The organism is Streptomyces sp. NBC_00322 (assembly GCF_036147535.1).
Classification (GTDB): domain Bacteria; phylum Actinomycetota; class Actinomycetes; order Streptomycetales; family Streptomycetaceae; genus Streptomyces.
Genome location: NZ_CP108019.1, coordinates 2,028,400 through 2,051,218, shown reverse-complemented (window position 1 = coordinate 2,051,218; position 22,819 = coordinate 2,028,400). Strand labels below are relative to the sequence as shown.

General features: G+C 65.8%; 18 protein-coding genes and 4 pseudogenes. 14 read left to right on the top strand and 8 right to left on the bottom strand.

Features of this window, described 5'->3' with window-relative positions:
• The first annotated feature begins 414 nt into the window (after positions 1–414).
• The 3 genes from OG905_RS09305 to OG905_RS09295 all read left to right on the top strand — a co-directional run bounded on the left by OG905_RS09305 (position 415) and on the right by OG905_RS09295 (position 3,562).
• The gene (locus OG905_RS09305; RefSeq protein ID WP_328667255.1) at positions 415–2,769 is read left to right on the top strand and encodes an ATP-binding protein; all 2,355 of its coding nucleotides are present in this window, start codon (positions 415–417) and stop codon (positions 2,767–2,769) included.
• 185 nt (positions 2,770–2,954) lie between these two features.
• A complete protein-coding gene (locus tag OG905_RS09300) occupies positions 2,955–3,254 on the top strand; it encodes a hypothetical protein (protein ID WP_328682848.1) in 300 nt (99 codons plus the stop codon).
• The gene (locus OG905_RS09295) at positions 3,254–3,562 is read left to right on the top strand and encodes an IclR family transcriptional regulator domain-containing protein (protein WP_328682137.1); all 309 of its coding nucleotides are present in this window, start codon (positions 3,254–3,256) and stop codon (positions 3,560–3,562) included. The genes OG905_RS09300 and OG905_RS09295 overlap by 1 nt, the downstream gene beginning before the upstream one ends.
• On the opposite strand, the pseudogene OG905_RS09290 reads toward OG905_RS09295, so the two are convergent.
• From OG905_RS09290 to OG905_RS09275, 4 genes and pseudogenes are all read right to left on the bottom strand, one after another.
• Positions 3,562–3,705, bottom strand: a pseudogene (locus OG905_RS09290) (IS5/IS1182 family transposase); the annotation flags it as partial. The gene OG905_RS09295 and the pseudogene OG905_RS09290 overlap by 1 nt on opposite strands.
• A gap of 179 nt (positions 3,706–3,884) precedes the next feature.
• Positions 3,885–6,338 carry a discoidin domain-containing protein gene (locus OG905_RS09285; protein WP_328682135.1) on the bottom strand — a complete coding sequence of 818 codons (2,454 nt, stop codon included), beginning with the start codon at positions 6,336–6,338 and terminating at the stop codon, positions 3,885–3,887.
• 28 nt (positions 6,339–6,366) lie between these two features.
• Entirely contained in the window at positions 6,367–7,074 is a 708-nt protein-coding gene (locus tag OG905_RS09280) for a hypothetical protein (protein ID WP_328667254.1), read from the bottom strand.
• Positions 7,071–7,502 (bottom strand): hypothetical protein, encoded by a 432-nt coding sequence (locus OG905_RS09275; RefSeq protein ID WP_328667253.1) that lies wholly within the window; start codon positions 7,500–7,502, stop codon positions 7,071–7,073. Before OG905_RS09275 ends, OG905_RS09280 begins: the two co-directional genes overlap by 4 nt.
• Before the next feature lie 342 nt (positions 7,503–7,844).
• On the opposite strand from OG905_RS09275, the gene OG905_RS09270 reads away from it, so the two are divergent.
• A complete protein-coding gene (locus OG905_RS09270) occupies positions 7,845–8,024 on the top strand; it encodes a hypothetical protein (RefSeq protein ID WP_328667252.1) in 180 nt (59 codons plus the stop codon).
• 6 nt (positions 8,025–8,030) lie between these two features.
• On the opposite strand, the gene OG905_RS09265 is transcribed toward OG905_RS09270, so the two are convergent.
• Positions 8,031–8,642 (bottom strand): TetR/AcrR family transcriptional regulator, encoded by a 612-nt coding sequence (locus OG905_RS09265; protein WP_328667251.1) that lies wholly within the window; start codon positions 8,640–8,642, stop codon positions 8,031–8,033.
• Positions 8,643–10,009: 1,367 nt separating this feature from the next.
• Between OG905_RS09265 and OG905_RS09260 the strand changes: the two genes are divergently transcribed.
• The 3 genes and pseudogenes from OG905_RS09260 to OG905_RS09250 all read left to right on the top strand — a co-directional run bounded on the left by OG905_RS09260 (position 10,010) and on the right by OG905_RS09250 (position 11,685).
• Positions 10,010–10,483, top strand: a complete 474-nt coding sequence (locus tag OG905_RS09260; RefSeq protein ID WP_328667250.1) for an ATP-binding protein — start codon at positions 10,010–10,012, stop codon at positions 10,481–10,483.
• 263 nt (positions 10,484–10,746) lie between these two features.
• Positions 10,747–10,881 (top strand): annotated as a pseudogene (locus tag OG905_RS09255) (IS21 family transposase); the annotation flags it as partial.
• A 360-nt stretch (positions 10,882–11,241) separates the two neighbouring features.
• Positions 11,242–11,685, top strand: coding sequence for a hypothetical protein (locus tag OG905_RS09250; RefSeq protein WP_328667248.1), 444 nt, complete (start codon positions 11,242–11,244; stop codon positions 11,683–11,685).
• A gap of 486 nt (positions 11,686–12,171) precedes the next feature.
• Here the strand turns inward: OG905_RS09250 and OG905_RS09245 are convergent.
• A pseudogene (locus OG905_RS09245) lies at positions 12,172–12,417 on the bottom strand (IS1380 family transposase); the annotation flags it as partial.
• A gap of 463 nt (positions 12,418–12,880) precedes the next feature.
• On the opposite strand from OG905_RS09245, the gene OG905_RS09240 reads away from it, so the two are divergent.
• The 6 genes from OG905_RS09240 to OG905_RS09225 all read left to right on the top strand — a co-directional run bounded on the left by OG905_RS09240 (position 12,881) and on the right by OG905_RS09225 (position 19,630).
• The gene (locus OG905_RS09240) at positions 12,881–13,129 is read left to right on the top strand and encodes a DUF5999 family protein (protein ID WP_328667247.1); all 249 of its coding nucleotides are present in this window, start codon (positions 12,881–12,883) and stop codon (positions 13,127–13,129) included.
• A 1,351-nt stretch (positions 13,130–14,480) separates the two neighbouring features.
• Positions 14,481–15,842: an NADP-specific glutamate dehydrogenase gene (gene gdhA / locus OG905_RS09235; protein ID WP_328667246.1), complete on the top strand. Its 1,362-nt coding sequence runs from the start codon at positions 14,481–14,483 to the stop codon at positions 15,840–15,842.
• Between the two features lie 505 nt (positions 15,843–16,347).
• Complete coding sequence (locus OG905_RS39120; protein ID WP_443044065.1) at positions 16,348–16,566, top strand: transposase family protein; 219 nt, start codon at positions 16,348–16,350, stop codon at positions 16,564–16,566.
• 1,054 nt (positions 16,567–17,620) lie between these two features.
• Entirely contained in the window at positions 17,621–18,874 is a 1,254-nt protein-coding gene (locus tag OG905_RS39115) for an RICIN domain-containing protein (RefSeq protein ID WP_443043913.1), read from the top strand.
• A 131-nt stretch (positions 18,875–19,005) separates the two neighbouring features.
• Positions 19,006–19,347: an ATP-binding protein gene (locus OG905_RS09230; protein WP_328667245.1), complete on the top strand. Its 342-nt coding sequence runs from the start codon at positions 19,006–19,008 to the stop codon at positions 19,345–19,347.
• Positions 19,295–19,630: a hypothetical protein gene (locus OG905_RS09225; RefSeq protein ID WP_328667244.1), complete on the top strand. Its 336-nt coding sequence runs from the start codon at positions 19,295–19,297 to the stop codon at positions 19,628–19,630. The genes OG905_RS09230 and OG905_RS09225 overlap by 53 nt, the downstream gene beginning before the upstream one ends.
• Before the next feature lie 75 nt (positions 19,631–19,705).
• On the opposite strand, the pseudogene OG905_RS09220 reads toward OG905_RS09225, so the two are convergent.
• Positions 19,706–20,575 (bottom strand): annotated as a pseudogene (locus tag OG905_RS09220) (glycosyltransferase family 2 protein).
• Between the two features lie 2 nt (positions 20,576–20,577).
• On the opposite strand from OG905_RS09220, the gene OG905_RS09215 reads away from it, so the two are divergent.
• Positions 20,578–20,877: a hypothetical protein gene (locus tag OG905_RS09215; RefSeq protein WP_328667243.1), complete on the top strand. Its 300-nt coding sequence runs from the start codon at positions 20,578–20,580 to the stop codon at positions 20,875–20,877.
• A 69-nt stretch (positions 20,878–20,946) separates the two neighbouring features.
• Here the strand turns inward: OG905_RS09215 and OG905_RS09210 are convergent, their stop codons facing one another.
• Positions 20,947–22,515 carry an RICIN domain-containing protein gene (locus OG905_RS09210; RefSeq protein WP_328667242.1) on the bottom strand — a complete coding sequence of 523 codons (1,569 nt, stop codon included), beginning with the start codon at positions 22,513–22,515 and terminating at the stop codon, positions 20,947–20,949.
• Positions 22,516–22,819 lie beyond the last annotated feature (304 nt).

The window sequence follows — 22,819 nt, the reverse complement described above, 5'->3', positions numbered from 1 at the left end:
GATCTAGCCACCCTCATCGGATTCCGGCCATCGGGTCAGGCGTGACAAGGCCGTGCGGACGTACCGCGCACGGTGGCCGGGATCACCCCAGCAGACAGGAGTGATGCACCGCTACGGACGAGGCACGCGGGCCCTTTTTCTCGCCGTGGCGCCTGCGGTTGCGCCGACGACGAGATCTGGGAGCTGCCCTACCGGTCCGGACTGTGCTCGGTTGATGCCTCTGTGTGACCGTCGCCCATGCGGACTCACTCGAGGTCACGGTCTGCAGTCGCCCGCTTTCTCACGGCTTCGGCGCGTCGGATAGCCGCAAGATGATCCTCGAAAATCATACGAACCGTGTGATATACCTGGCGTTACCGAAAATCATACGAGCCGTGTGATTAGGTTGCCGTCTCCGTACTGAGAGTGAGTGCCATGTCCATGCTCAAGCGCGGACGGGGGAACCTGCCGGCCGACCTGACGAGTTTCGTGGGCCGGCGGCAGGAGGCCTCCCAGGCCCGGCAGTCCATGCTCGCCGCGCGGCTGCTGACCTTGACGGGCCCCGGCGGGATCGGCAAGACCCGACTGGCCATGCACCTGGCCCACAAGGTCCGGCGTGCCTTCCCGGACGGGGTGTGGCTGGTGGAGCTCGCCGCAGTGACAGAGGGCGCCGCGGTGGCGCGAGCGGTCTCGGCCGCCGTGGAACTGGGCACCTCCTCCCCCCGCCCGCCGCTGACCACCCTGGCGGACTACCTGGCAGACAAGCAGCTGCTCCTGGTGCTGGACAACTGCGAACACGTGCTGGATGCCTCCGCGCAGTTGGCCCACCAACTGCTCGCCGCCGCCAGTAAGCTGCAGATTCTCGCCACCTCGCGCCAGGCTCTGGGCGTGGACGGCGAATGGGTGATGCCGGTGCCCCCCATGCCGGTACCGCCCGCCGACAACCCCATGTCACCCGAGGCCGCAGCGAACAGCGAGGCGGTGCAGCTCCTGGCCGAACGAGCCACAGCACGGCAACCCGACTTCGCCGTCACCGCCCACAACGCCGAAGCGATCACCCGCATCTGCCAGCGGCTGGACGGGATCCCGCTCGCCATCGAACTGGCCGCGGCCTGGCTGCCCGTGCTCTCACCCGAACAGGTCCTCCAACGCCTCGACGACCAGTTCAGCCTCCTCACCCGCGGCAGCCGCAGTGCACAAGCCCGGCAGCAGACGCTACGGGCCATGATCGACTGGAGCTACGACCTGTGCTCAGCACAGGAACAGGCCCTGTGGGCCCGCATGTCGGTCTTCGCTGACGGCTGCGAACTCGAGGCGGCCGAAGAGGTCTGCTCAGGTCACGGCATCGCCCGCGAAGAGATCCTCGATCTGATTGCCGGCCTGGTGGACAAATCGATCCTCTCCCGCGAACAGTACGACCCCCTCGTGCGCTACCGGATGCCGCAGACCATCCAACACTACGGGCGGGACCGGCTGCGCGAATCCGGCGACGAAGCCGCCATGATCCGCGGCCACCGCGACTGGTACCTGAACCTCGTAACCCACCTGGACACCGCCTGGTTCGGCCCGGGCCAGCTCGAATGGTCCACCCGGCTGCGCATGGGGCAGGCCGACCTGCGCGGCGCACTGGACGCCTGCTTGAGCGAACCCACCCGAATCCGCTCCGGCCTGCTAATGGCAGCGACACTGTGGGGCCGCTGCCTCGGCCACGGCTTCCTCAAAGACGACCGGCGCTGGCTCGATCGGGCCCTCGCCCTCGACACCGAACCCAGTACGGACCGGGCCAAAGCCCTATGGGCCAAAGGATGGCTCGTCCTGCTCCAAGGGGACACCGAATCAGGCCGTGCCCTGCTCGCCGAATGCAGAGCCCTGGCCCAACAGCTGGGCGATCCTCTGGCCCTCGCTCAGGCCGCACAACTAGCCGGCCTCGCCGCCCTCATGAGCGACAACCTCCCCACCGCCATCACCGCCCTGGACAATGCCCTCGACCGCTACCGCAGCCTCGGCCGGCCGACCGACGAATGGAGCACCACCTGGCTGCTGGCCCTGGCCTGCACCGTGCACGACGACCCCCGCGCCCGCGCCTTCGGCGCACAATGCCTCGACCTCAGCGAAACACACCAGGCCCCGCTGAGCACATCCCATGCACTGTGGATCCTCGCCCTGCAGCACTGGCGTGCCGGCGAACCACAAAAGGCCACTGCACTCGCCCGCAAAGCCCTACGCCTCAAACAGCCCTTCAACGACCAACTCGGCATCGCCCTCTGCCTGGACGTACTCGCCTGGGCCGCCGCAGCCGACGGCCGCCACCAGCACGCCGCCATCCTTCTCGGCGCCGGCCAAATGCTCTGGCGACGCTCCGGTGCAGCACCCTCAGCCGTCTCCTACCTCGTCACTTGCCACGACGAATGCCGGAAACTGCTCCACCACACCCTGGGCGAACGAGCCCTCACCGACGCCGTGGGCCAGGGCATCAAGCTCAGCCTCAATGAGGCCATTACCTACGCCCTGCACGGCAAGACCACCCCCAACCCCACCCCCGCGGGACATTTCCCCCAGGACACACCCCCACTGACCCGCCGTGAACTTCAAGTCGCCGACCTCGTCACCCAAGGACTGAGCAACAAGGAGATAGCGGCCAAGCTCGTCATCTCCCAACGCACCGCCGAAGGCCACGTCGAACACATCCTCACCAAACTCGGCTTCACCTCCCGCGCCCAGATCGCCGCCTGGGCCGCCGCCCACACCACCCCCGCACCAGCCACAGCCGAACCACCCCGCATCCCGTAGGACATCCCAGCGAACCGCTTGCCACTCACGACCGCACACGTGCACGCCGCGGTGCATTCTTCAGACGCATCAAGGCACTTGCCCCACTGACGAGCGTCTTGAGGTGGCCCAGCTGCTGCTCGCCTTCGATGCCGAGGGCGGGGGAGCAGCGCTGATCGCTCCGTGAGCGGAGCCAGGTGTCGCGGATGCGGCACTCGTTGAAAAGGGCAGGCGTCGTCGACCAGAATCCGGACACCCGCCGTTACCGGCTGGGGTGGCGGGTCCGCGTGATGGCGGCAGGAGCGGGCGATCTGGTGCTGGTGCGCGCTGCCCGACCGTTGCTGCAGGGTCTGGTGGCTCAAACCGGCGAGGTGGCGCTGTTGCGCGTGCAGGAAGCCAACCGGTGCCTGACTGTCATGCGGGAGGAGTCGCAGAGCTCGCTGCGTGGCGGCGGCTGGGTCGGACGGCTTCCGCCATGCACTACACGGCCTCGGGTCGCGCCTTGATGTTCGACGCCGAAGACGAGCTCGTCGAGGCCCGTACGGCGAACGCCTTCGGCGCCGATCCCCGAGCGGCGCCGAACTCTCCGCGGCACTTGGGCGAGCTATCGGCGCGGCTGCGCAAGGAGCGTCAGCAGGGATACGCCGTCGCGTCGGAGGAGGTCGAGGTCGGTCTGACATCGGTCGGGGTTCCCGTCCGGAGCAGACACGGGCACATTCTGGCCGTCCTCAAGGTCTCGGGGCCGACGCCGCGTATGTCCAACCGCGTTGAGAGTCTCGCCAAGCTGCTGATATACGGCGTTCGCCGCGGGTGATGCGGGCGGCCGTGTGCAATCCGGAAGCCGGCCGCAATCTCGGCCAGGGAGTAGTGCTTGCGCAGAAACACCAGCGCCACCATGGCCCGCCCGGACGTGCGGAGCTTGCAGCGGCCGTCACCCTCCCCGGTGACGATCAGCATCGCCACCGACTCCACAAGCGCGTGCGGAAGGTCCTGTGCGGCCGATACGTAACCAACGAGGCCCCCGAGGCTGAAGAGTTGATACGCGATATGTCCAACTCAACAGCTCGAGGGCCTCGCCTTTTACGCGCCGGCAGTCGTCACCCGATCAGTGGTTCCACGGCGTCAGTTGATCGTCATCATTTTGGCTTCGCCAGCGTGTTGATCTTCATGACTTTGGCTACGCTGGGCGTCCCGTTGCCGTCAAGAGCGAAGAGCATGTAGGTGCCGGGGAGAGCCGTACCGGAGCCAGGGATACTGAGCTCGTAATTGTTAGCACCCTTGGCCTCTGATGTGAGCGGAATGCGGCGCTGGTCGTTATTGGTGGAGTGCGTGACAACTGAGGTCCGTACGAGGACGAACGACTTAACCACCTGCTTGGTGGTCACGGTGATCTTTTTGCCGTTCTCGGCAGTTGTGGGCGCAAGGTCTATTTCGGGTCGTGATCGCTTCGTGCCGTCCTTGTTGATGAGATAGGGCGGCGTAAAGATCTGCCCATCGGGATGGTTTGTTGAGCAGGTGTCGGGGCAGAGGCCGCCGCCGCCGGTGAAGATACGCCCGTCGGGCAGTAGGGTGGCTTCGCTGTGATAGGTACGCGGAACACGCATACTGGCGAGCGGGGTGAATTTTCCAGTTTCCGGGTCCCAGAGTTCGGGAGTGAGAACTGCCGCGTCGTCAGTGAAGGGGTGGGAGTAGGCCTGCCCGCCGAAGACGGCAACCTTACCGTCCGGCATCACCACACTGTTGGAGAATGTCCGGGGGAACGCCATGTCGCCGGTGCGCTGAGCCTTGACCTCGGGCTGTTTCGCATCGTCGGTATGCGTTAGTTCGAGGGTATAGGCATGGTTGGTTGCGTTGTTAAGCTCGTAGTGAGGAGCGCCTCCTAGAGTGAGGAGTTTATTGACGTCATAGGCTATACCGTTGCCGTTCATCGCGTCGCCGCTGTCTGCGCGATCCGCAGCCTTCTTGATGTCTCCATCGCCTTCGGTTTCAATCCAGTTCATTTGCTTACTCGGTCCGAACTGGAGTACGCGCCCGTTTGAGAAGGCGTACAGCCACTGATGATTGTCGCTACGGAATACTTCATCCTGCGTCAAGGTTGATGTAACCGGCACCTTGAGTCGGTGCCAGCTGCCGTCGACGGGCGACCAGACCTCGCCATCCTTGCCCCCCTTAGCGTCACTCCAGGAGCCGCCCAGAACGAAAGCCTTTCCTGTCGACAGTGGTGTCATCGCCTGGTAGCCCCGAGGTATGTTCATTTTTGTGGTCGAGGACCACTTGTCAGCGTAAGGGTCGTAGATACTGGCACTGTCGGAGTCCTTTCCGCCTGTTACAAGTACCCGCCCGTCGGCCAGTATTGCTGTGCCTGGGCAGAACATGTCGTGATGCGTCACGTTTATCCGGGATGCGGAGATATTCCCTGTGGTCAGATCCAGGATCGCGGTCTGGGTATAGCCATGATCGCCCACGAAGGAGGCAGGTCGGTTGGAGGACCAAAGCAGCAGCTTGTTGTTCGGCAGGACGGCTGCTGCAGCGGGTACCAGCGGCAAATCGATTTTCGGCCCCCAGCTGCCGTGTTCAGCTGGATCGGCGGGTCCGGCCAGGTTGATTTCTGCCGCTGATGCCCACGGTCCGCGGTTGCCCGCTTCGGTGAGGGCTATCAGTTGGACGTAGCGAGCGCTTTGGGGAGTGAATTCGAGGGTCTTCACGGTGGCGTCGTCGGTGAGTGTGCCCCGGGACACTGATGTCCAGTTTTTGCCGTCGGTGCTGAGGTTGATCTCGTACTGGCCGATCCTTCCGTTAGCCGACCCCTTGTCGGACGTGGACAGCCTGGGCTGGTACACGAGAGCAGAGACCGTCTGGGGTCGGTGCATGTCGATGGTGATGGAGCGGGGCAGCTTCTGCGGGGTCCCCGACCAACGGCTGTGCCAGATGGTGTCGGCTTTGCCGTCGAGGACATTGGCGGCCCGACCGTTTACGCCAGTGGTTTCCTCGTCGCTGGCTGTAGCAGTCCAGTCCGTGCGAGGGAGGTTCACCAGTGGAGCAGTGGGGGGAGTCAGGTTGATTTCTGCCGCTGATGCCCACGGTCCGCGGTTGCCCGCTTCGGTGAGGGCTATCAGTTGGACGTAGCGAGCGCTTTGGGGAGTGAATTCGAGGGTCTTCACGGTGGCGTCGTCGGTGAGTGTGCCCCGGGACACTGATGTCCAGTTTTTGCCGTCGGTGCTGAGGCTGATCTCGTACTGGCCGATCCTTCCGTTAGCCGACCCCTTGTCGGACGTGGACTGCCTGGGCTGGTACACGAGAGCAGAGACCGTCTGGGGTCGGTGCATGTCGATGGTGATGGAGCGGGGCAGCTTCTGCGGGGTCCCCGACCAACGGCTGTGCCAGATGGTGTCGGCTTTGCCGTCGAGGACATTGGCGGCCCGACCGTTTACGCCAGTGGTTTCCTCGTCGCTGGCTGTAGCAGTCCAGCCCGTGCGGGGGAGATATGCCGCAGTCGACACCGTTGCTGCCGCCGGAACCACCGAATGGTGGTGGCCAGGGAGTGCGTTGTGCTCAGGCACTCGCTGAATTGGTTCCGGCTGCAGCTGCATGATGAGCACGGCAGCAACGATGCTTGTGCTAGTGAACGTCAGAAGTCCCAAACGGGACTTCGGTGTATTGGGCTTCCAAGTCCGTAGTGCCTTCTCCTCTCTGCTGCCGAAAGATATGCCGTCGGGCCGACCGGGCCTTCTCATCATTTTCTGTCTCAATCAGTTGGGGGTGGCAATGGAGTTGCAAACCGGCGGCTCGACCGTGCAGCCATCGACCTTGTTTTCTTCGTCTAGGTCTAGGTATGCCGTTGAGCGGCTCGGAATGCGCATGGTGGAACACACGGCATCCGGGAGGGGCTCTGGCCTGGGACCCCTTCGACGCGCCGTCAGGAGCCGTGAGGTGGGCGTGGAGCAGTGACTCGAGGCGGCAGGAGGCGATCGTGCCGGGCCGCAGGCGGTTGACCTCGAGCAGGGCGGCGGTTCCACCCGCGGTAACGAGCACATCCGCCTCGTACACCGCGTCGGGCAACGCCGGTCCGGACTCGATGACGCGGATCCGCCGCCCCGGCATGCGGGAGGCCAGTTCCGCGGCGAGCCGACGAAGCCGTGGGCCGCTTCCCGGGAGGTTGCACAGGATCATCCCGGCCGGGGAGTGGGGGCTGCGGGCGAGGATCAGGCGCAGTGAGGACATGCCGCTGAAGCCGCAGCCGACGAACGCCCCGGTGATTTCGGGAATTTGACGGCCGGTCCCTTCGAGCGCGGCGCGGACGGTTTTCACGACCGAGACGGCTGTCATCTCGTGGCCCGTGGTGACGGAGACGACCGGAGTCCTGCGCAACTCCCGCAGGACGTCGTAGCCGTAGCTGTGAGGGAGGGGATCATGCCCGCCAGAGAGACGGTGCGTGCCCCGAGTGGCGCAGCACGCTCGACCGCGCGGGCGGAGCGTGCGGCGAGGTCCGCTCCTGAGGTGAGTTCGTCGGCGAACAGCGGCATGCAGATGAATCCTGATGTGCCGAGGGGCGTGGCGGTCTCCTCCAGCAGCTGGGCGCGGCCGTCCGGGAAGAGAAGCGTGCGCACCTGATCACGTGAGAGGGCGTGCTCCGGTAATCCGGTGAGGGCCGCGAGGTCACCTGGCGTGGGGAGGTAACCGACGAGCGCGGCGTCCAGGCCCGTGCCGGGGGCAGGGCGGCGGCGCACGGCGGCATGCCCTGTTACAACAGTCATGCCATGCCAGCCACAACGACGAGCGATGTGAACAGATGGGCATTCTTCACGAGTACCGCGGCCAGCTCGCCGGCGAAGACGAACATCCCAGCAATGACCGACGCTGCGACAAGGAACACAACCAACGCCAGTGAAATTGGGACACAGCCTGCGCGCGGCATTTCATGACCTTCCCCCATGAACAGAGACAGAGAGCATCGTTGTCTCCCTGCACGATCACCTGGGAGCCGAACGGTCAGGACGACCTCAGCGGATCCCGACTGACGCAGCATCCAGCCGCGGACAGCTGGCCGGAAACCGGGAAACCACCTATCTCGCTACGCAGCCCCCAAGTGGGGCTGCGTGAACGGCCAGTTGTGCACCACGGGCCTTGTGGGCGGAGCGGTTGTCGCGGATGACGTGGACCGCCAGCCGGGGCTCGGTCTGACGGTCGATCTTTTCGAGGAAGCCACGAATGTCGACAGCCCGGTGCTGGGCGGAAGCCTGGCATCACCAGGCTTCGCCATGGAGGCTCACCGCTGAATACGTTCAGTCTTTGGCCGATTCCTCAGTTTGCGGCTGGTCGGACTGGTTGAGGGTGGTGAGCCATTGGGCGGCGACGGCGTCGATGAACTGGTCGGTGACCTTCCGTCCTTCGATGAGGAGGCGGAAGAGGACGGGTGCGGTCAGCAGGGTGTATTCATCGGCGGTGATCTGCCGGCCGGAGGGTTCCAGCAGGGTGTTGAAGGCTGCGTGTCGGTCTTCGACGATCCGTGTCAGCGCCTGGGTGCTGTCCGGGTCGTAATTGGCCTGGGCGATCACGGCGAATGTGGCGGCGCGGGTGGGTGGGTCGCTGAGGCCTGCGCGGAGGCTGGTGAGCCACGCCGTGGCGACGGTGCGCACATCGGTGCTGGGCTCGGGGTAGGCCACATCGGGGCCTTCCAGCATCAGGTCGGAGAGCAGGTTGTCCCGGGTGGGCCAGTGCCGGTAGAGGGTCTGGCGAGTAACCTTGGCCCGGTCGGCCAACAGGGCGTAGGTCAATCCGGCCGGGCCGACTCCTGGCAGCAACTCGCGAGCGATGGCCAGTATGTGGGTGCGGGTGCGCTGGACACGGGGGTTGCTCAGGGTCGGAGGGCGACGGTGGCCGGGCGTAAGAGACACGGTCTCATTCTAGCGAAGAATCATGCATTCCGTGTGATAGATGCCATGCCTGACGACGCCGTGATCAGGGTTGCAACGGGGGCTGCTGACGGGACCGAATCCGACCGATCGCGGCAAGAGCGGATCGAAGACATCTCAGCTCTGGGCTCGCGAACTACTGAGAGGGGGACACCGTACCGGCTGCCGGCGACTGGGCCGACCTTGGGATCGATCCCGGCCTGGCCCGACGGCGCCCCGACCTCGTCCTCGACCACCTCTCCGCTTACGGGCGCATCCGGTGGTGGGTCGGAGCGGGACAGCGGGGTGAGCGTGCTTCGCCCCGTACAGCAGCGGTCACAGTGCTGATCCTGTGGGCTGCGCCTCTTGCGTCACGTGCCTCCGTCACGGCGAGCTCACCGTGCCGGTGTGGCGCACCTGCCCCTCTGGCGGAATCCTGCCCAAGCAGACGCCACCTCGGCGACCCACCCGTGCGCGCCGCCGCGATCGCCCAGGCCGTCTGCGACCCCGCAGGGTCCCAGACGCTGACACGGATCGTCGAAGACCGACGTGCAGCCTTCAATGCCCTGCTGGACCTGCGGTCGGCAGATCACCGCCACTGAATGCACCCTGCTGTCCGCACCCTGGTGCTCCGCAGACCTCTTCCTCGTGCCCTGCTTTCGACTACGGGCCGTGCGTGCCCGGCGACTCCAACCGGGGCTCCCGGGTTTGGGGGGGCGGGCGACCGCGCACGGGAACGCTGCCGGGTCCTTCCGTCAATGAGTAGGGAGACGACCGCGTGGCTGCTACCACCCGCTCAGGGGGCGGGCCCAGTGCCGGTGAATCGGCATGCACCGATCAATGGGAATGGATCATGCAGAATGTATGATTTCCCATTGCCAATCAAACGCCGAGCGTGATACACCTGAGGGGATGAATCATACGAAATGAATGATTCTTCGGTCCCGTCCCCGGGAGTGCCACATGTCCATTCCGGTCACCAACCCGCACCACGGCGGCCTGGCCCGTACCGCCCCACAGATCGAGTCTCGCCTTCTCAGTCCCAGGCTCAGCCGGCACCGGATCGGTCGACGAACAACCATCGCCCATCCGCACAGCCCCCGGACTGCCGTCGACCTGATTCCGCGAATCGTCACGGTCCACCAGAGGCTCTTTGGCCGGGGCGTGGCCAAGGTCGTCAGCGAAGGTGATAGCCCAGCCGGAGAAGATGCAGTCCTCGGCGGTCCTTCTCCGTGGCTACCGCGAGACACACGCTGCTCGACTGGCCAGCGCCAAGCCGAGGGCCCCGCGATTCGAGTCCGCGTTCCCTCTGGCGACTGTCTGCGCCTCTGCACCTGTACGCATAAGCCGCCTCGCTTCACATTCCGGTGATGGTGATGAAATCTCTGCAGCGGTTCCCCTCGTCGATGCGCGTCCTGGCTGCCTCGCACACGCAGAGGCCCACTCTCCGCCGGAGCCACCGTGCTGCCGCCTCGCGGGAACTGGCGTGCCACCCGAGTGCGGTCCTCGATGCCAGGCGGTTCGTGGGCCAGACACTGGCCGCATGGCGGCTTGCGGACGCCGACACCGCCCAGCTGCTTGTCAGCGAGCTGGTCACCAACGCTGTTCAGCACGCCGCAGGGCCGATCGTGCTCACCGTAACGATCGTTGCTTCGACCCTGCGCTGCGCCGTCAGCGACGCCGACCCAACTACTCCTCGGCAGCGGGAGGCTGGCATGGATGAAGAATCCGGTCGCGGCATGCTCCTGCTCCAAGAACTGTCCCGCCGCTGGGGCGTCCACCCGACTGGCACTGGCAAGACCGTCTGGTTCGATCTGTCCGCCAGCCTCACCTCGGAGGGCTGATTGCCGCCCTTTGACACGACGTGCGGGGGCGAAATCCCAGAAGCCCTCCAGCACGAATTGGGCCTGACCAAGGGACGCCGGCTGATCCCCCGCCACTCCTCGACAGCGGCCCGCAGGCGGAATGGGGCCATGCCAGGAGAGCTGGGCCGCCGCTCCTCACCGATGAGCAACCTCCAACCTGGCAGCACCGGTACCTCGTCGGTGCACGCACAGCAAGGCTTCAGGACAGCGCCCAGGTGCTCGACGCCACCGAGAAGCCGGATCGCGCCTGCCTGGTCGGCCCCTACTGCGACCACCTGCGCCGGCGCCGTGCAGAGCGGCCCGGTGTGTTGGTCAAGCACCTGTTCGAGGAGATCCGCGCACTCGGATACACCGGCAGTCTCAACCTTCTCCACAAGTGAGCGAGTGATCATGGCCCCGTACGCTGGCCGCGAATCGGGCTGGCTCCCCGCCTTAAAGGTATGTCTCTGGGTATTTCCACCAATGTCCTGCATCCCCGTCAGTCGCAGCCTGAAGGAGTCGCACCCAAGCGCGGCCACCGCAGCAGGCAACCAACCAATACCTGCTCGATGTGATCATCAGCCATCGTCCTGTCAATCGTTCTTGATCCTCTGCATCTGCGCATCAACTCCTTCGGCTCCAGGTTCACTTGCACACCATCTCGGACAACTCTGCGTGTCGCTGTCGAGTGCATGGCACTCGAGCGGAGGGCTGCGACACCCAATGGCAAGGCATGGCTTTCCCTTTAGGAGGCGGCGGTGATCGCATTCAATGAGCGACCGGCTGTTGGCTTCGCCGGCCCCAGCACCGCCGGAGCGCCACAGGTTCCGCATGGATGGCCGGGATGCGTGCCGCCGCCTGGTTCTCTGCGGTTCGTGCCGTGTGCCAAGGAGTGGCTGTTCGACCTGGCGCCCGGCCGGTGGCGGCTCGAACCGGTTCTGCATCGACACCCCGAGCTGCTCGCCCGCATGGTACGCAATCACCTGCGTGCGGGAATCGCGGCAATGCGCTTGAACCGCGGATCTGTCGTGGAGGGTTTGCTCGACTACCTTCCGCCCGGCTCGGTGCAGGACGCAGTCGCCATGTATGCACAGGAGAACGAGCGTGCTGTGGCCTTGCTTCAACAAGTCAAAATCGTCGAGGAGGCCCTACGTCCTCTTGCTCGCTCATCCCGACGGTCGAAGGCACGAGCCACCTTGTGACACCGCTCTGACCGGCTCTCGAAGCACACTGCAACTGCTTTTGTGAGAGATGAAGCATACGTCGCGAATGAGCCCCGGTTGTGCTTACACCCCTTGGGAGTTCCCGGTGCTCACCTCCATCACCGTCTCGCGTCACGGCGCTGCCAAGGCACTCACGTCTCGCGGGTCGAAGCACACCCTCCCCGGCCCGGCCAGGCCCGCATCCCCGTAAGGAGAGCCAGCGTCGACCCAACCCATACACGAGGTCATGCCAGCGGCGAGGCTGACGCGTGGCCGCTCGCCGGGGCCAGCCGCGTGCCTGGGCACGCACGCTGCTCCTGGGTCCGCCGTCCTCGCCCTGGCGGCTTCGGTGTCCCTGCGCGGAAACGCCGGTGGCCGCGGTGGATCGCCGCGGCGGCCACCGGCCGGACACACACCGAGACGGGACAACCGCCCGTGTCACCCCGCGAGGATCCAGCTGCCGAACGGGCTGCCCTCAACGCACATGGTGGCGGAGCAGGTCAGGCGCATGCCGTCGGCGTCGGCGAAGCGCAGCTGGGCGCCGGGGTCAGGGCGTTCCTTGCGCACAATGAGCCGTACCCCTGTCGGCGAGCCGGTGAGGCAGTCGCCGTCGACCTCGCAGACCCATGCGCCGTCGCGACCTCGCCGCAGGTCGACGGCCGGCGTCCAGGCAGCAGTCGGCACCTTCAGGACTGCCTGGTGGATGGCGTCGGTGATGGTCATCCCGACCGAGGCTCCTTGGCCATCGTCATCGGCAGCGTCCGCGAAGGCCGCTATGGCCCGCCGGTGGTACAGACCGCTGCGCGCCACAGGCTCCCCGATGTCGTCAGCCTCGAGACCGGGCCACACCTGCGGCTGGCGGGACAGGCCACCCGCGTCTGGCTGTCGAGCCCCTGCGGAGTGCCCTGCGTACGAAGCAGCCGCCACGGGTGTAGGTCGCCGGTCAGCGGCGGTTGTGGGTGCCGCAGAGGAGCACGCGGCGTTCCTGGGTGATCCGAGACGGCTGGGGGGCAGACGAGCGGAGGTTGCCCCCCGGGCTCGTCTGCGGAGACCTGCAGCGGGACCGTGGCTCGCGCCCACGGGAACCACGTAGGTACCTACATGAATGCTTCTACGCTGGTCCTTCAGACAGCCCGCCCACACACTTGACGGGTCCGACACCCGTCAAGACCGACGAGGAGAGGGGCTGGCTGCCATGTGTGAGCACGAGCCACCGTGTCCTCCATGGGAAGCACCCGACCACGAGGCAGCGCGCGTTGTGGCATCGCACCCGGAGCAAGGATGGGTGCTGCTGTGCAATAGCGTAGTGATCTTCGAGGACACCGGTGAGATTCTTCCCGACCTGCGCGTGGTGACACCGCACCGCTCGCTGCCGAAACTGCCCGCCTCACGCATGGAGGGCCGGACCACACGTGCGGCAGAGTTCATGGGCTCCTCGGAGTAGGAGGATTCTGCGGTGTCACCCGTGCTCGTTCGGTCCCCGTCGGCGCCGTCCGCGCTGAAGCCCGTCACGGTGGCCGCGTTATAGCGGAGTTCCCGCGTTGGCTGAGGAGGGTGCTGGTGCCCTGTCCTGCGGCCTTTGCTGTCGGCAGTCGGGGTCGACAACGTGGTTCGACTGCCTCGGTGGGAGCGCGGGTGGCGTACAGGCCGGTCGGGCTGGCTGGCGCGGCATTGGGGCCGGAGCCAGGACACGCGTCGGCGGAAGTGCATGAGGTCCGTGCGGCCGTCTCCGGGAGAGGTTCAAAGCCGGCGCTACCACGGCTCTGTCGGGACCCCGGTACGCCGTACCCGCGATCCGCGTGGACCTGCCCGGCACGAGTGCCACGTCCCGCGCCGCCTGACCCACCCTCGCAACGGGCCCGCCTCCGCGCCTTCACCGGCCAGGGCGAGCCCGTCCGCGTTCCGCCCGCTCGCCGTACTAGCGCTCCGGGTGAACAGCCTGCTCTTCCCCGGGGCCCGCCGATAGGAGGCCCTTGTTGGTGAGGGCCTTGAGCTTGGCGACTCCGGCCGGGGTGCTGTCGATGAGCACTGTCGCCTGGAGATTGGTGCTGATGAGGGCGACGAAGCCAGGGATGTTGGTGGCCAGCGGAGATCCAGGACGACACCCTGCTCGCGCTGGTCAACGCATCTGCTCTGAAGGCGCGTTGGCAGACCTCCTTCCAGTCGCACCTCACCGCCTCGCGTCCGTCGCCGATGCCACGGGTGCTGTCCATGAAGTGCCCACCATGTTCCGGCAGTTGAGCCGGAACGAGGGCCTGCACGACGGGGTACGGCCACGGTCGTGGAGCTGCCCTGTGCCGCCGAGCCTGGCGCGGGCGCGCCGGCGCGGGTGCGTCTGGTGCCCGGCGCGGAGGGGGCGGGGCCGACGGAGGTGCTGCCCGCCAACTGGGCGCCTCCTGAGGCGTGCAGGGGGATCGATGCGGACGTCGTCAGTCTGGCGCTGCCCCGGCTCGCGCTCCGGACGAAGGTCGATGTCACGCCGCAGCCGACTGCCTTCGGTGTGTTCCGGGCGACCTCTGCGGACGCCGACTTCTGTGGGCTTTCCCCTGAGGGCCTCGAAATCTCTCGGTATACGTACACACACGCGGAGAGGTAAACCTGAAGCCGTACCGGCCGCACCCCCGGGACACGCCTGCCCCGCCGCGGGTCGGACGGCTCCCACCAGGCCGCGGTCTCGTGTCCCCACTCCGGCCGGCGCCGTTCACCGTCTGAGCCGCACCGCCCCCGGCCGACGTACTGCCGGATGCCCGCCGATCGAGGCCGGATTGCCCGCCGAACGAAAAGGAACGCTTCTGATGCCATCCATAGCCTCCAGCACCACCGCCCGGCTCGAGACCCTCGAGGAAGCCGTCCTGCGGCGGAATCCGGGGGAGCCGGAGTTCCACCAGGCCGTACGCGAAGTGCTGGAGACGCTCGCCCCCGTGATCGGCCTGCGCCCCGAGTTGGGCGAGGCCAAGGTGGTCGAGCGCCTGGCCGAGCCCGAACGGCAGCTCATCTTCCGCGTGCCCTGGCAGGACGACCGCGGCGAGATCCACGTCAACCGCGGCTTTCGCGTGGAGTTCAACAGCGCGCTCGGCCCCTACAAGGGAGGGCTCCGTTTCCACCCCTCCGTCAACCTCGGGATCGTGAAGTTCCTCGGCTTCGAGCAGATCTTCAAAAACGCCCTGACCGGCCTCGGCATCGGCGGCGGCAAGGGCGGCAGCGACTTCGACCCGCGCGGCCGGTCCGACGCCGAAGTCATGCGCTTCTGCCAGTCCTTCATGACCGAGCTCCACCGCCACCTCGGTGAGCACACGGACGTCCCCGCGGGCGACATCGGCGTCGGCGGCCGCGAGATCGGCTATCTCTTCGGCCAGTACCGGCGCATCACCAACCGCTGGGAGGGCGGTGTCCTGACGGGCAAGGGCACCGCGTGGGGCGGCTCGCACGTGCGCACCGAGGCCACCGGTTACGGCAATGTGCTCTTCACCGCCGAGATGCTGAAGGTGCGCGGCGAGCATCTGGAGGGCCAGCAGGTCACCGTCTCGGGCTCGGGCAACGTGGCCCTCTACACCGTCGAGAAGGCCCAGGAGCTCGGTGCGCATGTGCGCACGGTCTCCGACTCCGCCGGTTACGTCGTCGACGACAAGGGCATCGACGTCGCCCTGCTCAAGCAGATCAAACAGGTCGAGCGCGGCCGTGTGAGCGACTACGCCACTCGCCGCGGTCCCTCGGCCGTCTATGTCGAGGGCGGCAGCGTGTGGGACGTGCCCACCGATGTGGCACTGCCGTCCGCGACCCAGAACGAGCTGACCGCCGACGACGCCCTCACCCTCGTCCGCAACGGTGTGAAGGCCGTCTCGGAGGGCGCCAACATGCCCACCACCCCCGCTGCGGTCCGCGGCCTGCGCCAGGCCGGTGTCGCCTTCGGCCCGTCGAAGGCGGCGAACGCGGGCGGTGTGGCCACCAGCGCCCTGGAGATGCGCCAGAACGCGGGCCGCGACAACTGGTCCGCCGACCGCGTCGAGGACGAACTGACCGAGGTGATGCGCCGTATCCACGACACCGTGTACGAGACGGCCGAACGCTACGCGCTCCCCGGCGACTACGTGGCCGGCGCGAACATCCTCGGCTTCGAGCGCGTGGCGGACGCGATGCTGGCCCAGGGAGTCATCTGACGCCGGGCTCCGGCAGCGGTGCGCGCGCAACCGCCCCCGTCCCCGGTCCACTGCCCGCGTGCAGTGGACCGGGGCGGGCGGTTCAGCGCTCAGTCCGTGACGCGGGCAAGCATGAACCCGTCGTACCCGCGGGCGCCCACCGTCCGCAGCGCCGTGGCCGTCAAGCGTTTCCAGACGCATGGCACAGCACCGGCATCAGGATCAAGAACCGCAGGGTCCACCCACTCAGCGTCTACCAACAACAGCCAGGTGTCCTCGCCGAGGCCCTGACTGCTCGTCAACCACGTCTCCGCGGTCCGAGAACACAGCAACTATCAGGCCCGTCGGGGCCAGTTCGCGGACTGGGCTCTCTCACCTGCCGACTGGACACGGGTCGTCCTCCTTGTCGCCCGCCACGACACGGCCGGCCGCATCCGCCTCAACGACCATCTCCGCGAGACCGCCTCGGCATTCGTCTGGGCTCGTCCGACCGGGAGCGAATGGCACCTCGCAATCAACGAGTTGACTGGTCTCGTCGGCCGACCGCCGGAATGGAAGGCGGCGGCCGGGCAGGTGTCCGGACTGCCGCCGTCGTGCGGCACGCGTCCACAGCATGTACCAACGCCGCGTCACCGAACGGCCGATGGGCTCGCATCGGGTCCTCGTCCGGCTGCGGGTCCGGCGATTCTTCTGCGACCGGAAGTCCTGCCACGCAGGACGTTCGCCGAGCAGGTCGACGGGCTGACAGAGCGGTACCACCGCTCCAGCATGGACATCGCGTCGCATCCCGTGCCGGGGGTTGATGCAGCGCCTCTCCCACCGTGTGCGGTGCCTCCCCAATGTCTCCGACGAACTTCAGGATCTGCAAGGTCCGCTGCTCCTGCGGCGGTTCAGGCCCGTCCGCGTCATGGGCGTCAAAGCGGTGGGCGAGGCGTATGAGGGTGTCCCACGCGGCGCGGTGCACGGTGGCGAAGCTTCTTTTCGGCGATCGGTGTCTTCGAACTCAACAAGGCAGCAGAAGGCTGAACGCGCATGATTCGACGCAGAGTTGTGATAGGAGGTCCAGGGACTCATCGCTCGTCACTGCACGATTCACCCCCCGTCCGAGCGCCGTGGGATTCAGGACATGGCCGAGGAGGTGGAGCGGAGCCGCGTGCACTCCGATCGACTCCGCCGCGTCCCGCACGCCAGGGCGCTGCGGCAGGTCGACAAGACCGTGGATCAGCGGGGGAGCGGGCGGCCCGAGACGTCTTCGAGGCGCCGTCAGGAGCCGTGAGGTGGGCGTGGAGCAGGGACACCGGCAGGAGGCGATCGTGCCATCCCCTGCCGAGGATCCGGGGCTGAGGGGGCGCCAGACCACACCATGCAGTGCCCACTTGTCAGTCCCGCGGAACAGCAGGCCCAGGTAGTCAAACAGGTAGTTACCCCCATGTCGGCACGGACTGCCGGCTCCACACTTCCTGAGTGCCTATGAGGCCCCGTCAGAAGAGGAGGTCAGTCGCCTACCCACCGTCCTCCGGAGTGTCCCAGGTGCCAGCGGGAGCATTCGCTGGCGTCAATTCGCTGGCCTTGGTGCTCAGTTGGGCGCGCCGGGGGTTCGCATGAGGTACGACTGCCCGTTGAAGACGGACTAGTCGCGGAAGTCCTGCCGGTCTCACAAGTTGGTGTAGCACGTCCACGCCGCGTCGGCACCCCCTGGGTTCCACCCAGAAGAATACGCCGACCGCACGGTCTCACGGAGGTGCAGGGAAGCGTGACTAGAGAGAGCAAGATTCCATGAACGAGAAAGAGAAGTCTTCATGCGCATGACCATGCGGAGAGCAAGACATGTGATCGGGGCCATCTTGACGGTGTGCCTGGTCGCTCTCGGAATCGCGTTATCACCGGTGACTTCCGGTAAGGCGCATGCGGCGGATGTGTGCAGTCATCCAAGCAACATCCTTGGGGTGGGTTGTGTGCCACTCGTGTCCGCGGTAGGAGGGGCAAATTTGGTCCTCAATGTTTACAACGAAAGTACTGCGGACGGCGTTAAGGTCCAGACCTGGCCCTACGCGGGTGGCCACGCAAATGAGAGGTGGGCCTTCATAAGTGAAGGGGACGGAACGTTCACGATTCGCAGTGCGAACGGTGGCAAGTGTCTCGATGCAACTGACGGATATACACCTCGCAGTTCCTGGTCAGCGGCTGGGCCGCCAATTGCCAAGAGCGGCGCATACCAGTCGACTTGTGTCGAAGGTGCAATGAATCAAAGGTGGTACGTCCAGCCGGACAATCACCAGGCCACTTGGGTTATACGTCACGTCGCCGATGACAAATGCCTCGATGTTGCGAGCGGTTGGCGAGGTGAGGGAGGCGACGTTGTTCTATGGAACTGCAAAAGAAGTGACGATGCTTCTGTAGACAATCAGATCTGGTCCACGGTTGTACCAAGCGAGAGGCTGTTGGAGGCGGCCGGGGTCTATGCCGTGAAACAGTTCGACGGTAGATCGCCGGTCATCCCCAAGGCGGAATACCGGCTCGGATCCCCTACCGGTCCAGCGACACGCCAGAACCCGCAAAGGTTGACAGACGCGAATGGGGACGACGTCTTTTCAAACGCGAGCGCAGAGGTCCCAGTTCACTATAAAGCGATCCTCAGCCAGACCACTGGTTATTCAAATGCGGTTGGCGTCACCCTCGGCGTCAAAGCCACCGTTGGAGCTGGGTCCGCGTCACCGGTGAAGGCGGAGATCGAAACTTCGCTCACAGCCAGCTACTCGCATGTATGGTCGGGATCTGAAACGTACAGCGCGGAACGGTGGATAGACATTCCTGAGGCGCCATCTCCCAGTAAGCCGATTAAGGTCTGGTATGCCCGGGCGCAGCTTTTTCAGACCCTGTCCGGCACGTGGCATGTCACCACTGACCGTGGATCGGTCTTCACTGGAATGGGTGCATCAACCATCCCCGTCCGCAATAATACAGACGGTAGGACCAGCACCGAGATCATCCTGTGTGATAAAGAAAGCCGGGACCCCCTGTGTGTAGCCACACGACCCGGAAATATCCAGTAAACGTGCATTAAAGAAGGTGCCTTCAGGCCCATAAGGCGGCGATCTGAGCCTGTCGCTCCGGCCGGAAGGCACCTTCTGCATCCTTCAGATGTGGGTGAAGATGAAATCCCTCCAGGCCCGTCCGTCCGTCGATGCGTGCCCCGGCCGCCTTCGATACCGCGGGACTGGCTCTCCGGCGGATCTATGACGCGCGCGCCTCGCGGGAGTTGGTGTGCCACGCGCGTGCTGTTCCCGAAGCGAGAAGGTTCATCCGCCAGACGCTGGCGACCTGGCAAATGGAAGACACCGATACCGCCCAGCTGCTCGTCAGCGAGCTGGTCACCAACGCCGTCCCCCACGCCGCGTGGCCGGTCGTGCTCACAGTGACGATCCGGGGAACGGTCCTGCGGTGCGCAGTCGCCGACGCTGACTGGGCCGGCCTTGGGATCGATCCGAGCCCGCGCACTGCGCGCCTGCCCGAGCCGGGGCAATGACAACGCCCGCCCCCTGACGTCCTGGCGGCGCAGCGACGCGACGCGCCCGCATCCGTACGGAGAGGGGCATTGCCGTTATCTAAGGATCAACATCGGTACCGGCGCCGCCACCAGCATCCGCAAGGTGGCCGAGCTGGTCGCCGAGCAGTACCCGGAAACCCGGTTCGTGGAGACGCCGATGCCGCCCGGTGACCCGCTCGGCGGCTACGCGGCCACCCACCGCATGGAAGCGGTGCTCGGCTGGCGGCCGGCGATCACCGTCAAGGAGTGGGTGGCCCGCTAATCGAACTGGCTGAACAAGACCCCCGAGGCGATCCCATCGTGGCTGCGGGCCGAGTCCGAGGCCCCGACCGCCTGATCAGATGACTGGTGGCCGGCCCAGGCGGATCATCCGCCACACCGTGGACCACCGCATCGGCCGACGGGGCGGGCACGGGGTGCGCAGGCCCTCGGCGAACCCGCCGAACCAGGCCCGAAGCCCTGCCGCCGATCGGGTACGGACCACGGTCAACGCGGTCCAGATGCCCAGGTAGACGGGGACGAGGAGGGCGGGAAGGTGCCGCTTGGCGAGCCAGACTCGGTTGCGGGCGACCATGCGGTAGAAGACCGCGTGCCGGGTCGGCGACGTCCACGGATGCTGGAGCACCAGCTCCGGCTCGTAGAGCACTTTCCAGCCCGCGTCCGGCGCCCGCCAAGCCAGGTCGGTCCCCTCGTGCGCATAGAAAAACGGCTCGGGCCAGTCACCGATCTGGTCCAGCATCCGCATGGACAGCCCGTGCCCGCCACCGAGGAATGTCGTCACCGGCCCGCCCCGCATCGGATCCGCCGCGCGCAGGCGGGGGACGTGACGGCGCTGGGTGCGGCCCGTTCATCGGCGACGCGGAAACTGATGACGCCCGGCCGCCCGTCCGCCGCGTACAGCTCCCAAGCCGGGTGAAGACGTCCGGGCTGATCAGCAGACCGTCATCGTCCAGGTCCACCACCACATCGACATCCCGAACTCCCGCAGCCAGGCCAATGCGGCGTTACGGCCGCCGGAGACCCCCAGGTTCTCCGGCAGTTCGACACCGGTCACCCACTCCGGCAGGGGCGGCAGTGGCGAGCCGTTGCCAACGACCACCCGCGCCGCAGGCGTGTCCGGCCCGGCAACCGATGCAAGAAGGTCGGCCAGCTCGGCGGGCCGCGTGCCCATGGTCAAGATGGCGACGCCTACGCGCGGATGACGCACAGATGAACTCTCCGTTCCTCGGGTCCGGTGCCGGTGATGCTGGCCGCCCCAAGGAACGGCCACCGACCACACACCGGAAGGCCACCGATGCCCACCATCCGCCTCGGCGACTACCTCAGCGCCCCACCAGCGGAATGCTGGACGGCCCGTACCACCAGATGGACAAGGCCGAACTGGCCGACTTCCTCGCACTCTGGGAGGACTGGCACCGCCAAGCCCTCGCCCTGCTCCCGCACCGCATCTACCCCACCGCGCCGGCTGTGTGGGTCGCTGCGCGCGGGTGGGGTTCCCGGCTTGTCTGATGCTGCGATGAACAGGGTCGGGTTCTCCCCGCTGGATGCGGGGAGAACCCGACGGTTCACTGGAATGTGTTAGTGCTTCGTCCAGTTTTCCCGGAACCAGGCGTGGTTGTCGGTTCCGCGCACAGCGACATACTCCACACCCCCGATGGAGACCGCAGTGGGCGCACCGATGAAGGTTCCGGGTTTGGTGCTAGTCCGGGGACCTTCGAGTTTGTACCAGGTTCCCCAGCCGGCGCCGTTCCAAGCTTTGCGGTACAGCTTATTGTCCGAGTTGCGGCCAAAGATGGTCAGCTGGTTTTCCTTCTTGCTGGAGATGGCAGGGCTGTCAACGAGGTACCCGTAGAGGTTCTCCCACTTGCTGCCCCACTCTCCCTTTGCATAGGAGAGGTGCCAGGCATGGTTGTCCGTGCCGCGTACCACCACGTCGATCCGTCCCGGCGCCCACGACACCGCCGCGGGCGCACCGATGAAGGTTCCGGGCTTGGTGCTAGTGGGGGGACCACCGAGGTTCTTCCAGGTTCCCCAGCGGGCTCCGTCCCACATCCTGCTGTACAGCTTATTGTCCGAGAGTCGGCCGAAGACGGTTAGCTGATTACTTCCCCAGCTGGAGATGGCAGGGCTGTCAATGAGCCACGCGCCGAGATTCTCCCACTTGCCCATCTTTCCCTTTGCATAGGAGAGGTGCCAGGCATGGTTGTCCGTGCCGCGTACCACCACGTCCCATCGTGTAGGCGACGGCAACGCCCATGTCGGTCCAGACCCCACCGCAGCGGGCGCACCGATGAACGTTCCGGGTTTGGTGAGAGTGGGGGGACCACCGAGGTCCTTCCAGCTTGTGCCCCCCTCGTTGCTCATCAGATGTCCGTTCGGGCCGCGGGCGAACATCAAAGCACAGCAGTCGTCGTCACGTATTGCGCCCGCCAGGGCAGGGCTACTCGACACCTCAGTGCCGATCTTTATATATGTGTCGCGCCTATTGTGCTGCTGTAGGGCATAGGCGGTCGCCGTAGCCTCCAGGAGCGTTGCACCCTCCGCGAAGTCTGAGGGGGTCAGCCATGCCTGGTTTCTGGCATTCGGGGCCCGGGGCGCCTTGCAGACGCTGAGATCGATAAGGCTACTATCGTAATCCCGGACGCCAAGGCACAAGTCGTCTCCGGCGTGCCTTATCTGCCAGGCAAATCTTCCCGGGTGCGAGGAGTTCTCTAGCGGCTGGATGTACCAGTCCTGTCGAGATCTACCATCGCAGATCTCCTCATGTATGGTCTGCGAAATTTCGTCAAGACAATTGCCGCTGTTCGCGTTGCGAATCGTGAAGGTCCCGTGATTGTCGGCGTCGCTCATGACGAAAAACCAACGCTGAGTGTTGCCTCCGTTGTAGAGCTCGGTCCGGGCGGCCCATTTTACGTCGAGAACTCGACTGCCGCCCTCGCTATTTACATCCGATTCGAGAACGATGCAGCGCCCCAGGTAACTACTTGGACCGCTGCATTCTTCAGTCCCCGCATGCGCCTTACTGAACGTGATTGGTGATACTGCGATTCCGAGCGTGGCAAGGCAGAGGGTCAGGATGGCCAGGAGGATGTGCCTCGCCCTCCGTCTAGGCACCACGAGGATGTGCCTCGCTCTTCGTCTAGCCATGGGCATGGAGACTCCTTTTCGTTTTTCTGTGGGGGTTGCGCTCCCGCCGTGCAATCCACACGCCCCTGCACGCGGTCGGCGTCTTCCTTCTGAGCGGGGCGAAACGGGGCTGTCGATGCGTGTGTGGATGCGACTGCATGAACCTGGTGGAGCAGGGCGGGATCAGCATCCGTGTCTTGTCGTCTTCACCCAGGGGATGTCATGTGAGACGGCCGCAGGCATCTAATGGTGAGCAAGCATCGGCAATTTGACGCGGCGTCATGCCCATGCCCAGCCGCCTTTTTCTGCGGGTGGTATCCCCTTC

Coding starts and splice junctions, on each gene's coding strand:
- OG905_RS09305 (WP_328667255.1), top strand. CDS start 415: ATGTCCATGCTCAAGCGCGGACGGGGGAACCTGCCGGCCGACCTGACG.
- OG905_RS09300 (WP_328682848.1), top strand. CDS start 2,955: ATGCGGCACTCGTTGAAAAGGGCAGGCGTCGTCGACCAGAATCCGGAC.
- OG905_RS09295 (WP_328682137.1), top strand. CDS start 3,254: ATGTTCGACGCCGAAGACGAGCTCGTCGAGGCCCGTACGGCGAACGCC.
- OG905_RS09285 (WP_328682135.1), bottom strand. CDS start 6,338: ATGCAGCTGCAGCCGGAACCAATTCAGCGAGTGCCTGAGCACAACGCA.
- OG905_RS09280 (WP_328667254.1), bottom strand. CDS start 7,074: ATGACAGCCGTCTCGGTCGTGAAAACCGTCCGCGCCGCGCTCGAAGGG.
- OG905_RS09275 (WP_328667253.1), bottom strand. CDS start 7,502: ATGACTGTTGTAACAGGGCATGCCGCCGTGCGCCGCCGCCCTGCCCCC.
- OG905_RS09260 (WP_328667250.1), top strand. CDS start 10,010: ATGGTGATGAAATCTCTGCAGCGGTTCCCCTCGTCGATGCGCGTCCTG.
- OG905_RS09240 (WP_328667247.1), top strand. CDS start 12,881: ATGTGTGAGCACGAGCCACCGTGTCCTCCATGGGAAGCACCCGACCAC.
- gdhA (WP_328667246.1), top strand. CDS start 14,481: ATGCCATCCATAGCCTCCAGCACCACCGCCCGGCTCGAGACCCTCGAG.
- OG905_RS39115 (WP_443043913.1), top strand. CDS start 17,621: ATGCGCATGACCATGCGGAGAGCAAGACATGTGATCGGGGCCATCTTG.
- OG905_RS09230 (WP_328667245.1), top strand. CDS start 19,006: ATGCGTGCCCCGGCCGCCTTCGATACCGCGGGACTGGCTCTCCGGCGG.
- OG905_RS09215 (WP_328667243.1), top strand. CDS start 20,578: ATGAACTCTCCGTTCCTCGGGTCCGGTGCCGGTGATGCTGGCCGCCCC.
- OG905_RS09210 (WP_328667242.1), bottom strand. CDS start 22,515: ATGGCTAGACGAAGAGCGAGGCACATCCTCGTGGTGCCTAGACGGAGG.